This window comes from Pandoraea sp. (assembly GCF_004297875.1).
In the GTDB taxonomy this organism is placed as follows: domain Bacteria; phylum Pseudomonadota; class Gammaproteobacteria; order Burkholderiales; family Burkholderiaceae; genus Pandoraea.
Genome location: NZ_SCSK01000055.1, coordinates 35,169 through 47,669, shown reverse-complemented (window position 1 = coordinate 47,669; position 12,501 = coordinate 35,169). Strand labels below are relative to the sequence as shown.

10 protein-coding genes and 1 pseudogene are annotated in these 12,501 nt (G+C 62.7%); 2 read left to right on the top strand and 9 right to left on the bottom strand.

The genetic code is table 11. From position 1 onward, the window contains the following. Positions 1-435: 435 nt before the first annotated feature. The 4 genes and pseudogenes from EPN80_RS16885 to EPN80_RS16870 all read right to left on the bottom strand — a co-directional run bounded on the left by EPN80_RS16885 (position 436) and on the right by EPN80_RS16870 (position 4,091). On the bottom strand, positions 436-1,155 hold the full coding sequence (locus EPN80_RS16885; RefSeq protein ID WP_293029897.1) for a GntR family transcriptional regulator: 720 nt from the start codon (positions 1,153-1,155) through the stop codon (positions 436-438). Positions 1,156-1,436: 281 nt separating this feature from the next. Beyond that, positions 1,437-1,706 (bottom strand): annotated as a pseudogene (locus EPN80_RS16880) (LysR substrate-binding domain-containing protein); the annotation flags it as partial. 185 nt (positions 1,707-1,891) lie between these two features. Further along, the gene (locus EPN80_RS16875; RefSeq protein WP_293029894.1) at positions 1,892-2,464 is read right to left on the bottom strand and encodes an isoprenylcysteine carboxylmethyltransferase family protein; all 573 of its coding nucleotides are present in this window, start codon (positions 2,462-2,464) and stop codon (positions 1,892-1,894) included. 7 nt (positions 2,465-2,471) lie between these two features. Beyond that, complete coding sequence (locus EPN80_RS16870; protein WP_293029891.1) at positions 2,472-4,091, bottom strand: glucan biosynthesis protein; 1,620 nt, start codon at positions 4,089-4,091, stop codon at positions 2,472-2,474. Positions 4,092-4,298: 207 nt separating this feature from the next. Between EPN80_RS16870 and gor the strand changes: the two genes are divergently transcribed. Continuing rightward, a complete protein-coding gene (gene gor, locus EPN80_RS16865) occupies positions 4,299-5,657 on the top strand; it encodes a glutathione-disulfide reductase (protein WP_293029889.1) in 1,359 nt (452 codons plus the stop codon). A gap of 45 nt (positions 5,658-5,702) precedes the next feature. On the opposite strand, the gene EPN80_RS16860 is transcribed toward gor, so the two are convergent. The 5 genes from EPN80_RS16860 to EPN80_RS16840 all read right to left on the bottom strand — a co-directional run bounded on the left by EPN80_RS16860 (position 5,703) and on the right by EPN80_RS16840 (position 10,760). Further along, the gene (locus EPN80_RS16860) at positions 5,703-6,464 is read right to left on the bottom strand and encodes a phytanoyl-CoA dioxygenase family protein (protein ID WP_293029886.1); all 762 of its coding nucleotides are present in this window, start codon (positions 6,462-6,464) and stop codon (positions 5,703-5,705) included. A gap of 37 nt (positions 6,465-6,501) precedes the next feature. Continuing rightward, the gene (locus EPN80_RS16855) at positions 6,502-6,771 is read right to left on the bottom strand and encodes a hypothetical protein (RefSeq protein WP_293029883.1); all 270 of its coding nucleotides are present in this window, start codon (positions 6,769-6,771) and stop codon (positions 6,502-6,504) included. 175 nt (positions 6,772-6,946) lie between these two features. Then, positions 6,947-7,540, bottom strand: a complete 594-nt coding sequence (locus tag EPN80_RS16850; protein WP_293029911.1) for a c-type cytochrome — start codon at positions 7,538-7,540, stop codon at positions 6,947-6,949. A 74-nt stretch (positions 7,541-7,614) separates the two neighbouring features. Next, on the bottom strand, positions 7,615-8,955 hold the full coding sequence (locus tag EPN80_RS16845) for a cytochrome C (protein WP_293029880.1): 1,341 nt from the start codon (positions 8,953-8,955) through the stop codon (positions 7,615-7,617). Between the two features lie 194 nt (positions 8,956-9,149). Further along, positions 9,150-10,760 (bottom strand): peptide chain release factor 3, encoded by a 1,611-nt coding sequence (locus EPN80_RS16840; protein ID WP_293029877.1) that lies wholly within the window; start codon positions 10,758-10,760, stop codon positions 9,150-9,152. A 508-nt stretch (positions 10,761-11,268) separates the two neighbouring features. On the opposite strand from EPN80_RS16840, the gene hpnI reads away from it, so the two are divergent. Beyond that, positions 11,269-12,459: a bacteriohopanetetrol glucosamine biosynthesis glycosyltransferase HpnI gene (gene hpnI / locus EPN80_RS16835; RefSeq protein ID WP_293029874.1), complete on the top strand. Its 1,191-nt coding sequence runs from the start codon at positions 11,269-11,271 to the stop codon at positions 12,457-12,459. The last annotated feature ends 42 nt before the right edge of the window (positions 12,460-12,501 follow it).

Sequence of the window (12,501 nt, the reverse complement as noted above, 5' to 3'; positions counted from 1 at the left end):
GTGCCCCCCGCACAGCGTGAATATCGTATCCACCCCCTCCGCCTTGAGCGCCTTGGCCACCAGGTGGCCGCCCGAAACAATCCCCGCGTCCCGGGTCTTTTGTTTCAGGGTGTCTTCGGCAGTCGTCGACTGCGCGGGGGTCTGAGCTACTTCTGACATGAGTCTCCTCCTTGGCGGAGCGTTGCGTAATTTGTGATATACAATATTCTATACACAATATTAGTCAAGCGTTTTTTGCCAGGATTTTTTATGCTGCGCCGAAGAAATAATTTATTTACATGATTTAAAACATATTTTTTTATTTTATGTTTGCGTCGCACAAATTTTCAATGGACATGGAGATCGTTTTCCTTAGTCTTTCTTAGGCATTTTTCCATGAAATATCTTTGATAACTTTGTACACCACATACCAAATAAATTTGGTGGCGTGTTCGATCAGTCAAGGAAATCGCAGTGCGCATCGACAAATGCGGCAAGTTCCAGCGAATGCTCGCGCACAAGGCGCTCGACCCGCTCGGTGTCGCGCCGCTCGAGCGCTTCGATGATGTTCATGTGATCGACGATCGAGCGCGAGGCGCGATCGCTTTGGGCGATGGTCATGCGCCGAATTGCCCGCACGTGCATGAATATGTTTTTGATGGTGTCGACGATGATGGGCGACTGGGACAACTCGACGATCGCCTGGTGGAAGGTAATATTCGCCTCCGAATACTCTTCGATCTGATCGGCTGGCGTCTTGCTGCCGAAATGAACGAACATGCGGCGCAGCACAGCAATGTCCTCGTCCGGCGCGCGCAGGGTCGCCAATCGTGCGGCCGCCCCCTCGAGCGCCGCCCACATGTGAATCATCTCGACGATCTCTTTTTTTGTCTTGCGCAGGATATACACGCCGCGCCGCGGCACAGTGCGCAGGAACCCCTCCTGCTCGAGCAGCGTCATCGCCTCGCGTATTGGCGTGCGGCTCACGCCAAGCGCCTCGGTCAACTCCTTCTCGTCGAGCCGGATTTCCTCGCGCGTGCCATAGATATCGGTTTGCGCTATCGCCTGTTTCAACCTGGCGTAGGCCTGGTCACGCAGCGAAGCAGCCGCATTGATCGGCGCCAGCGACAGGGTGACAGTCGCCAGACGGGTTTCGGCGGGCATTTCGGTAGGCATCGGTTTGTGTCCCCCATTTCCGATAAGCCGTTTTCAGAGTGCCGCTCACCGGCGCTCGCACCGACAGGATCGGCCAGCACCGCAGCAGGCACACGGGTAGCCGGATCGTCGGCATCGACGCAACCGCAAGGGCCAACCCCGTTCAGCACGGCAAGCGAAGAAGGTCGATTGAAAATACATATTACACATTATAAATACTGTATATCACAATCACGTCAAATGACCAAGCGGGTTTACGTTCATCGCACTTATGGATCGACGCGCTTGTCCAGCGCTGCTGCTCAAGCGCCGAGCTTCTCCCGGCGCCTGGTCTGCGTGACATCGCGCAGCGCCCAGAGAAACAGGTCGAGCGCCGGCAGGCAATCGTCGCGACGATAGGCCGCATACAGATTCGCGTTGAGTTTGCGCTCGTCCAGGGGAACGCACACGACGTCTTCCTGCGGGATAGCAGTCAACGATTGCGGCAGAATGCTGACGCCCGCCACGACCTCCAGCAAACTTGCAATGGCGTGAGGATTGATCGATTCGTAGACATTCCTGGGCTGAGACCGCTTGCTCTCGCGGCGGCAACGACGCCCCGCATCATCGGGCCGCGGGTGTGTGCCGCATAACGAACGTCCCTGGCAAGAGCGCTTTGAGCGCCAGACGCCTGCGGCCGGCCGGCACGCGCGCCCGGTAAGGCGACAACCGGCAACGCTTCATGAATCGATGCCGTTTGCGGTGCGGCCAGGCTGCATCACAGCACGAACGGAATCAGGGCAGCGACTTCGTTGCGATAAGCGGTATAGGCAGCCCCGAAGGTTTCGATCATCCAGCGCTCTTCCAGACGCAACTTGCGCCACAATGCCGCAAACACGATCAACATGGCGAGCACGCCGCGCCATTGCCCCAGCGCGATTGCGGAACCCATGAACGCCAGCAGCAAGCCGGTGTAGATCGGATGGCGTACCCAACGATACGGGCCGCTGCGAATCAGTTCGTGGCCTTGCTTGACGGTGACGATACCGCTCCAGTTGCGCCCCAGATGCACCCGGGCCCACACCGTAAATGCCAGGCCGAGCAGAACGAGCGCGGTGCCGGCGAGCGACCAGACCGCCCCGGCCGGCAGGAAGCGGGCGCCCAGAATACCGTCAGACAGGCGCGGCGTGATCAGCAGCCACGCGGCCACCAACAGCGGCACACCGTGGCCGGCGCGGGACAGCAGGCTTTCCCGGCGCCGCGCGGCCTTCACGTTCAGTGCCAAGATGCCCCAGTAGATGAGCCAGGCGACCCACAGCGCCAGGATCACGGATCGGTACTGGTATGCCATCTCGATCTCACGCGCCGTAGACGTCGGTCGAATCGAACGGGTAGTACTGATACAGCCAGGTCTCGGTCAGCGTCTGATCGCCCAGCTTGAGGTACAGGCGCATGTCCACCGGCGCCTTGCCGTCGACTTTCAGGTCGAATTGCGCGCGCCAGTGCCCTGGCACGCCATCGGGCACCGCCTCGGTGAACACATATGAGAAAGTGCCGCGCGAGGCCCACAGTACCGCCTCCGGTAGTGTGCCGAAAGGCAACTTTTCGAGCGGTTTGCCGAGGAACTCGACGACGAACTTGCGCACTCCCTTGGGTCGCGGCAGGCCCGGTTGGCCACCCCGCCCCAGGCGGGTCGCCACGCAGCGCGCGAGTGGGCTCGGGAAAGGCTCATCGGCCAGCCAATAGAGCCGATAGCGCAAGCGATAATTGGCTCCTGCCTTGGCCGGTGCCTTGGGCACCCACATGGCGACGATGTTGTCGTGAATTTCATCGTCAGTGGGAATTTCCACCAATTGCACGGTACCCGCGCCCCAACCTTCGAGCGGCTCGACCCACAGGCTCGGGCGCCGCTCGTAATGCACGCCGTCGAGATAATGGTCGAAATTGCGGTCGCGCTGCAGCAGGCCGAAGCCGCGCGGGTTGTCGTCGGTAAACGCCGAGGCGGTGGTGCGCGGCGGATTGTTCAACGGGCGCCAGATATGCTCGCCGGCCCCGGTCCACATCGCCAGGCCGTCCGAGTCATGGACTTCGGGACGCCAGTCGACCCCCGCTCCCTTGGCCGTCTCGGAGAACCAATACATCGAGGTCGCGGGCGCGATTCCCAGGCGAGCGACGTCGCGCCGCAGAAACAGCGCCGCGTCGATATCCATCAGCACCCCCTTGGCACGCTGCATGACGAAGCGATATGCCCCGGTGATGCTCGGTCCGTCGAGCAGCGCGTAGACCGTGACGGTATCGCTATCGGACGTCGGAGTCTCGAAGTAGAAGTTCGTGAAGTTCGGGAATTCTTCCGGTTGCCCGGCTTGCGCGACGTTGATGGCAATGCCGCGCGCCGACAGGCCGTATTGGTACAGCGCCCCGATCGCGCGGAAATACGAGGCGCCGAGAAATGCGGCCCAGTCGTTCTTGCGCCAATCGAGCTTGTGCTGATCGCCCAGCCGGCTTTCCTGAAAACGGAAACCTGCGAATCCGCTGCCTGCCGGCAATTGGCGCGCCGGACTGTCGGCCGGCATGTCGAAGTCGGACGCCTGATAGATGATTTCACGCGCCTTGTCACCGGACGCGCCGTGCGAGACGACATGCATATGCACGGCAATCGGGAAGAATTTGCCGAGCGGAAAGAATGTCACGGGAAATTGGCCTGGACCATTCGCAAACAATGCGTGATCCGTATTGAATTTGACGTGCCCAAGCGCCTGGTAATTGATTTTGTCGAGAATCTCCCTGGGCGGCGACGGCGGCGCCACGTACGGCTTGCCCGCCAGCTCGCGAGCCTGTTCGATCAGCCCGTCGAAAGAAAACGGCGCGGCCTTGCCGAGTTTGAGGCGATCGGCGGCCAGCGCGGCTGGAGCGACGCCCAGGGCTGCCAGTGCGGCAGCGGCGGAAGTGGAGACAAGGAATGTGCGGCGTTTGACCATAAGACCGGCGGGGGAATGAGAAAACGGATTTGATGGTAGCACGCGGGGTAAGTTCGGTCGGCGCGACAAGCGCCAGGCCAGCGCGGATCACACCGATTGACGCGGATTTGCCGAGGACGATCGGGTGCGCAGCAGCGCCGCGCGCGGCGCTTTATACTTGGCAGGCCTTGATTCGTCATCTCCAACACATTTCTCGGGAGCTCCGCCATGCCGCATTTCGACGTCGATCTCTTTGTCATTGGCGCGGGCTCGGGCGGCGTGCGCGCCGCGCGCATCGCCGCCGGGCATGGTGCCAAGGTTATGATCGCCGAGGAATACCGGGTGGGCGGCACCTGCGTGATTCGCGGCTGCGTGCCGAAAAAGCTGCTGGTCTACGCAAGCCGCTTCGCGCATGAATTCGAGGATGCCGCCGGGTTCGGCTGGCAAGTTCCGGCGCCGACATTCGACTGGGCAACGTTGATCCGCCACAAGGACGCGGAAATCGCGCGGCTCGAAGGTGTCTACCGCGCCAACCTCGACCGCGCCGGCGTCACGCTGGTGCAGGAGCGCGCGTTGATCGCCGGGCCGCAGGCGGTGCATCTGCCGGCCAGTGGCCGCCAAATCAGCGCCCGCACGATTCTCGTGGCCACTGGCGCCCGCCCGCATTGGCTCGATATTCCGGGCGCCGAATATGCGATCACGTCCAATGAGGCTTTCCATCTGGCGCAGATGCCCAAGCGGATCCTCATCGTCGGCGGCGGATATATCGCAGTGGAATTCGCCGGCATCTTCGCAGGCCTGGGCAGTCGCGTCACGCTGCTGCATCGGGGCCCGCATATCCTGCGTGGCTTCGACGACGACCTGCGGGCCGGTGTTGAACAGGCGTACCGCAAACAGGGTATCGACGTGCTGCTCAACCTGACGCTGGCGCGGATCGACAAGACCGATGACGGGCTTGGTGCGACACTCTCGGACGGCAGCCGGCACGAGGTCGATGCCGTCATGCTGGCGACCGGGCGAGCGCCATACACCGACGGCCTCGGGCTCGACATGGCAGGCGTGGCGCTCGATCCCGCCGGCGCGATTCGGGTGGACGAAGAATCGCGCACGAACATTGCGTCGATCTATGCAATCGGCGATGTGACCAATCGCGTCAATCTCACGCCGGTGGCGATCCGCGAAGGTCACGCGTTTGCCGACACGGTGTTCGGCAACCGGCCGACACGGGTCGATCACACGGTGGTGCCGACGGCCGTGTTCTCCACGCCGGAGCTGGGCACGATCGGCCTGACCGAAGCTCAGGCGCGCGAACGCTATGCACGCTTGCAGGTGTACAAGACGCAGTTCCGCCCGATGAAGGCAACGCTGTCGGGGCGTGATGAGCGTGTTTTCATGAAATTGCTGGTCGACGGCCAAACCGACAAAGTGGTCGGCGCGCACCTGCTGGGCGAAGCCAGTGGCGAAATGATCCAACTGCTGGGCGTGGCAATGACGATGGGCGCCACCAAGGCCGACTTCGATCGCACGCTGGCCGTGCATCCGACCGCCGCCGAGGAACTGGTGACGATGCGCACGCCGGTGGCGTGACGCGCTGGCGGGCGACACCGCGTCATCGCCGCGCCACCTCCGTCATCAACGGCCCAGCGCGACTTCCCCCGATGCGGCCGAACGGGTGCCGGCCAGCGGCGGATTGCTCGCACCACGATAGGCAAACACCACGGAGAACTTGGTGTCCTGCGTAGCGTTGCGGTTGGCGGCGTGAAACGTGCCGCTGTGAAACAGCACGACGTCGCCTTGCTGCAGTTCGATGGCTTTGCCCTGGGCCATGAGCGCTTGATTTTGCGCGACGTCGGGACGCAGAAAATCGAGTTCGTCGAGTTGCGCGCGACCAATGTCCATGCGGTGCGAGCCGGGGATGAAGCGCAGACCGCCATTCGTTTCGGTTTCCGGTCCGAGCGCCAGCCACACGGAAATCAGATCGGGCCGGGCAAACGACCAGTAGCGAATATCCCGATGCCAGCCCGTGGCGGTACCGTAAGCCGGGTGCTTGGTCATCACGCAGTTGTGATGCGCCAGCGTGAGATAAACATCTTCGCCGAACAACTGCGCCAGCGCGGTGACCAGACGCCTGTCACTGGCCCACGACTTGAAGCACGCATGCCGCCCATAGGCCTGCAACAGGCGGCGTACCGTGCGCCCGCCAGGCGCGTCGAGCGAAGCCGGGGCACCCGCGTAACCCAGTTGCGCCTCGTATTCGACCGGTGCTTCGGCGCGGGCCAAATGATCCTTGGCCACGCGCAACATGTCTTCACAGACGTTTTGCGGCACCATGCCCCGGATCACCAGGATGCCATCGGTGCGGAATGCTTCGACTTGCGTTGCCAAAAGAGCCATTGCGTGCTGCTGCGTGGGGTATTTTGAAGGCGCTATCTTACTCCGGCTGATCGCCGTTGTGCGTCTGACATGGGTGCTGGACGATCGTCTGCAGGCGGGCGAGTTCGCGCGTCATGCAAGCCAGCTGATATTCGAGCTGACATGTGCGCCGCCGCATTTTTGTCAGCTTATGGCGCAGCGTTTCGGTTTGCATCCAGTGGTCTGGATACAGCACGAAACGGCCGTCGGGCCGCTCGACCGCGCCAATGCCGGTTTGCCCCATCACATCGATGGTTTCCAGGGCAAACCGCCGAACTTTTTTTGTCATACCTGCGGCCATGGGGACTCTTTGCGTGGGTCGTCGGGCGCGCTATTTTGCCACGAATCATGCGCTGCCAGCGACCGCGTCACGTCAATCCCGGCCCCGAGCCCCGATATGATCGAGGCCGGCCGCCATACAGGTCCGTCGGGCGCGCGGCGCCATTTGCGGCGCCGCGCCAGGCTCACTTCGATTGCAAGTAGGCGGCGACCGCCTGCGCTTCCTCGCCATTCAAGGCATGCGCCACGGCCGTCATCATTGGCGCATTGGCGCGCGTGCCGTTTTTGAAGACACCGAGCTGGCGCAGCAAGTACCCCTCATGCTGCCCCGCAAGTCGGGGGAATTGTCCCATTCCCTGTGCTTCGGCGCCATGGCAAGACGCGCAAGCCGGCACGCCGGTGCTGGGCACGCCGCGCTGGAAAATGTCCTTGCCCTTGGCAATCAGCGCCGGGTCGCCACCAGGCGTGCCAGGCGTCGGGGTCTGGCGCGAGTAATACTCGGCCAGCGACTTGATCGTGGCGTCGTCCAGCTGCGAGGCCATCGCCCACATGTAGGAGCGCGCATCGGTCTCGCCACGCGCATGGTTGTGAAAGCTATGCAACTGGTTCTCGATGTATTCCTGGGTTTGCCCCGCCAGGCGAGGAAACATCGGCGACTCGCTGTGCCCGCCCGGGCCGTGGCAGCTCGCGCATAGTTGTTGGGCGAGCTTCTCGCCATTCTGGGCGTAACTCAGGGTTGCGGTCGACGCCAGCCCGGCAGCGGCCAGTATCGCCGTCATCAGCAGACGCGAAGCGAAAGTATTTTTCATGATGGTAGGGTCCGGTCAGTTAGCAGATATGGTGGACGATCCCGTCAGAACACGAACCATCCCGACATGTAGAGGAAGTTATTGTCGCTGGCATTTCTGCCGTTGCCGTCATAGTTCGACTTCGCGCCATTGAAAGCGAGGTACCAGGTGTACTGCAGCGAGAGCTTGGCCTGCGGCACCGGCAGGTAGTCGACCTCGAAGATCAGGCCGCGCGTGTCGGGCAAGCCGTTGGCGCTGCCTGTGACCGGCGCCGGCGCGTACAGCCCCGGATCGGCGCTGCCGGTGGTGGAAAAATAGGCCAGTGTCGCGCCGTATTTGCGCAGATAGTAATAGCTCGCCTTGACCTTGAGCGTATTGAGGTTGTCGCTCGGATTCGAGGGCGTTGGCCCGGCGCCAATGCCGCCGCGCGCATAGCTCGCACTCCAGTTTTGTTTTTCGTGGATCCAGGTCGCCTGCACCGAGAACGCGTTCGACAGCGTGATGAACTGGTACTGCGCGTCAAGGGCGTAATCGCTGAAACGATCGGTCGGCGTGCCCGGAATGGTGTTGTCGGGGTAGCGATCGGCAATCATGCCGTAAGTGCCGATCATCAGCGAATTCGGACCCCATTCCTGGTTATACGCAAGACGCCAGTAAGGGTTTTCTCCCCTCAGGCGCGCCACCCCACCCGGCGTGGTGGTGTCCTGCCCGGCCCGGAATACCGAAAATATTTGATCGGCTGTGCGATACATGCCCAGTTCGGCGTAGATATGACGTTGCCAGAACACGTATGCGCCGGCCCCCATGACCTGCTGCGCCAAGCCGCCGTCGATCAGTGCGCCTGCAATCGGCGACACCGACACACTGCTCGATGCATAGGGGAATCCGAACGCCGGCGTGCTGTTCCAGACGTCGGAGACGGTCGGGTTATTGTTGACCGTCACGCCAAAAATGAAATCAACGTCGTTTTGCGTGAAATGCCAGGCGGCTCGAATATCCGTGTTGTCGAGCGCGCCGTGGTGGGCGATGCCATCGTAGGTCACCTGCGCGAATGCGCCGACCGGACCGGCAATGCGCCCGCCGTAGAACAGGCTCGCTTGCTGCAATGGGACGAAATCCTTATTGCGCACAAAGTCGTAGTTGTTCTGATCGATGGTGCGCGTGCTGGTCATCGACGACTGCACCATCGCCGCCAGTGGAATCGTTCGGTAGTTCGTCAGCGTGTATCCGGTCAGCTTGAAGAAGCGCCCGAACGGCGTCAACTCCGGAAAACTGACGTGGCAAGCCACACAGGCCAATCCCGTTTGACGGGCAAAGGCCGGCACCGCATCGGCCTCCTGGTTGAACACGGCGGCCAACAGGATGGCCGTCAACGCGAACAAGAAACGCTTCTTCCCGATAGCCATTTTTATTCCCCTTTTTACGCTTTTTGAGTCTTTGCTACGGCATGACTAACCGTAGCACGAGCGTTTTCGGGACGGAAATCGTTGCAGGGAGTTTCTTGATATGTATCAAAAATCGGCGCCTGTGGCGGGCGCCGCGAGACCGCAGCGGCCAAGGCGGGGGACCGGCCCCATCGCCGGGCCGCCGATTGGACAGCTTACGAGTGCAGCCCGGACTGGAACACCAGGCCGGCGTGTTCGCGCAGGGCGTGGAACGAGATCTTTTCCCAGCGCTCCTGCAGCACAGTGAGCTCGGCGGCGTGTCCGACCAGCACGACCGGCGCGTCGACCGCGTCCAGCGCGACGCGGTGCGCATTGGCGCTCATGAAGCGCTTGAGCTCATCGGGGGTTTGCGCGGTGACCCAGCGCGCCATGCGGTAGGAGCTCGGCATCAGGCGGGGCTCAACGCCGTACTCGTGGCGCAGGCGGTGCGCGACGACATCGAATTGCAGCGCGCCGACCGCGCCGAGCAGAAGCATGCCGCTGGTCTGCGGGCGGAACACCTGGATCGCCCCCTCTTCGCCCAGATGCATCAGGCCCGTGCGCAAATGCTTGACGCGCATCGGATCGGCCACCTCGACGCCATGGAACATTTCCGGCGCAAAAAACGGCAGGCCGGTGAACTGCAGATTCTCGCCCTCGGTCAGGGTATCGCCCAATTGCAGCAAGCCGTGATTGGGAATGCCGATGATGTCGCCGGAATACGCTTCTTCCATCAGATCGCGTCGCTGCGACAGAAACGAAACAGCGTTCTTGGTCCGGACTTCCTTGCCGTTGCGGCAGATTTTCAGCCGCATGCCGCGCTCGAAGCGCCCCGAGCAAATCCGTACGAAAGCGATCCGGTCGCGGTGTGCCGGATCCATGTTGGCCTGGACCTTGAACACCACGCCCGAGAATTTGGCCTCGTCGGGCAGCACGGTGCGTTGCAGCGCCTTGCGCGGCCCGGGCGATGGCGCCAGATCAACCAGCGCATCAAGCACTTCGCGCACGCCGAAGTTGTTGATCGCCGAGCCGAACAGAACGGGGGTCTGGCGGCCGGCCAGAAATGCCTCGCGATCGAATAACGGCGACGCCGCCCGCACCAGCTCGACCTCCTGGCTGGCCTGCGCGAAGGTATCGCCGAAACGCTGCGCGTTGGCCGGGTTGTCGATTCCCTGAATCGTTTCTGGCGGCTCGCTCACGCGGTCGCTGCCCGGCTCGAACACCCGCATGCAGTCATGGCGAATGTCGAACACTCCGGCAAACTGCTTGCCCATGCCCACCGGCCACGTGAAAGGCACCGCCGGCATGCCCAGCACCCGCTCGATTTCGTCGATCAGATCGAGCGGCTCGCGCACCTCGCGGTCCATCTTGTTGACGAACGTGATGATCGGCGTGTTGCGGGCCCGGCAAACCTCCAGCAGGCGCAGGGTTTGCGCCTCGACGCCGTTACCGGCGTCGATCACCATCAGCGCGGCATCAACGGCTGTCAACACGCGGTACGTGTCTTCGGAGAAGTCCTGGTGACCGGGGGTATCCAGCAGATTGATCACGCAATCGCGGTACTCCATTTGCATCACCGAACTGGCAACCGAAATACCCCGTTGCTTCTCGATCTCCATCCAGTCGGAGGTCGCGTGCCGGCTCGCCTTGCGCGCCTTGACGCTGCCGGCGATATGAATCGCGCCGGCAAACAGCAACAGCTTCTCGGTCAAGGTCGTCTTGCCCGCGTCCGGGTGCGAGATGATCGCGAAAGTGCGGCGCTGGGCCGCTTGTTGGGTCACACTCATCGTGCATTCCTTGCAGTCATGGTTGTCTTGCCTTGCCCATTCGCGCTGCCGCCCTGGCGTCGCGCCTGGCTGCCCAAAGCAGCCATGCCGGCGCCAAAACGCAAACCGGGCGGCGACAACATGGGAAATGGCGCTATCGATTTCTTGTTTGGCAAGAACCACGCGTGCCCGCTTGGAAGCGGCGCCGAGCCGATGGGCACGTTCGAGCGCGAAATTTGGTTTATCGTGAGCCCGGGCCGCCCAGGCGGGCAAGCCCGTTGCCGGAATGCGCCGCATGCCGGAAAATCCGGGGGGGCCGCGGCGGTCGAAGGCGCCAAAGATAGCAAAAGTCCGCCGTTTTATCAATGCTCCCGTCCAACCCGGCGGCGCGCCCGATTGCCGCTAATCCACTATAATTCGGCACCATCCCGTTCCTTTTCCGAGAACCCGGCAAGGGAAACGGCCGCCGCCCCGAGCGCCACCGATCGGGCTAGCCCGACGCCTCAGGCATACCGGCCAGATTGCCAAAATGATTTTTCCACTGTTATTCGCTACCGCATGGGTGCTTGCCCTGATGTGCTGCGCCGCGGCCGGCTATCAGGCCTTCGCGGCGCTATGCACGCTCAGGGCGGCTCCCGCTCGGCGCATCGCGCCGGCCGGCCCGGCTCCTGGCGCGGTGAGCGTGCTCAAACCATTGTGCGGCGCTGAGCCCCGTCTCTACGAAAACCTCGCCACGTTCTGCGAGCAAAATTATCCCGAAGTGCAGTTGGTGTTTGGCATCAGCGCGTCAGATGATCCTGCGATTGCGGTGGTCGAGCGGTTGCGTTCGGCTTACCCCCGCGTTGACATCGCATTGGTCGTCGATCCGACGGTGCATGGCCAGAACCTGAAGGTCAGCAACCTGATCAATATGGCCGCACAGGCGCGGCACGACCTCCTGGTGATTGCCGACAGCGATATTTCCGTCGAGCCGGACTACCTGGCGCGCGTGGCCGCGCCATTGGCCGACCCCGCTGTCGGGATCGTCACATGCCTGTATCGCGCGCAAGCCGTCGGTGGCTTCTGGACGCGCATGGGCGCCCTGTTCGTCAATCAATGGTTCGCGCCGTCGGTGCGCGTCGCGCATGCCGGAGGATCGACCGATTTCGGGTTCGGCGCAACGCTGGCACTGCGGCGCGCGACGCTCGAGCGCATCGGCGGGTTCGCGCGGCTACGCGACGAACTGGCCGACGATTATTGGCTGGCCGAACACGTGCGCCGGCTGGGCCTGCGCACTGTCCTGTCGGAAGTCACGGTAACCACCGACGTCGTCGAAGCCGATTTCGGCACGCTGTGGGCGCGCGAGACGCGCTGGCTGCGTACCATCCGCTCGATCAACCCAGGCGGCTACGCGTTTTTGTTCATCACGTTCGCATCGCCCTGGCTGCTGGTTGCGGCTTGGCTGGCTTACGGATGGTCCGCCACCGCGCTGTTCGGCCCGCCAGCCTGGTTGGCCGGCGGCAGCTTCTGGCTGGGCCTGGTGGCCCGCCTCGGGGTACATGCGCTGGGCTCGCGCAGCGCCAGGCGCTTTTGGCGCGATCTGCCCCTTGTGCCCGTGCGCGACGGGTTGCTGGCGCTGAACTGGCTGATCGCCCTGTTCGGCTCGCATGTGCGCTGGCGCAGCGCGCAAATGCGTGTCGACAGCCACGCAAACACGCTCGAGATGACCGATGGCGCGTGATTTCCCTAACGCCCCAGGGCTTCTCCCCGTGATTATCGAATC

Excerpts from the sequence above, each read along its gene's own strand:
- EPN80_RS16885 (WP_293029897.1), bottom strand. The coding sequence starts at position 1,155 with ATGCCTACCGAAATGCCCGCCGAAACCCGTCTGGCGACTGTCACCCTG.
- EPN80_RS16875 (WP_293029894.1), bottom strand. The coding sequence starts at position 2,464 with ATGGCATACCAGTACCGATCCGTGATCCTGGCGCTGTGGGTCGCCTGG.
- EPN80_RS16870 (WP_293029891.1), bottom strand. The coding sequence starts at position 4,091 with ATGGTCAAACGCCGCACATTCCTTGTCTCCACTTCCGCCGCTGCCGCA.
- gor (WP_293029889.1), top strand. The coding sequence starts at position 4,299 with ATGCCGCATTTCGACGTCGATCTCTTTGTCATTGGCGCGGGCTCGGGC.
- EPN80_RS16860 (WP_293029886.1), bottom strand. The coding sequence starts at position 6,464 with ATGGCTCTTTTGGCAACGCAAGTCGAAGCATTCCGCACCGATGGCATC.
- EPN80_RS16855 (WP_293029883.1), bottom strand. The coding sequence starts at position 6,771 with ATGACAAAAAAAGTTCGGCGGTTTGCCCTGGAAACCATCGATGTGATG.
- EPN80_RS16850 (WP_293029911.1), bottom strand. The coding sequence starts at position 7,540 with ATGACGGCGATACTGGCCGCTGCCGGGCTGGCGTCGACCGCAACCCTG.
- EPN80_RS16845 (WP_293029880.1), bottom strand. The coding sequence starts at position 8,955 with ATGGCTATCGGGAAGAAGCGTTTCTTGTTCGCGTTGACGGCCATCCTG.
- EPN80_RS16840 (WP_293029877.1), bottom strand. The coding sequence starts at position 10,760 with ATGAGTGTGACCCAACAAGCGGCCCAGCGCCGCACTTTCGCGATCATC.
- hpnI (WP_293029874.1), top strand. The coding sequence starts at position 11,269 with ATGATTTTTCCACTGTTATTCGCTACCGCATGGGTGCTTGCCCTGATG.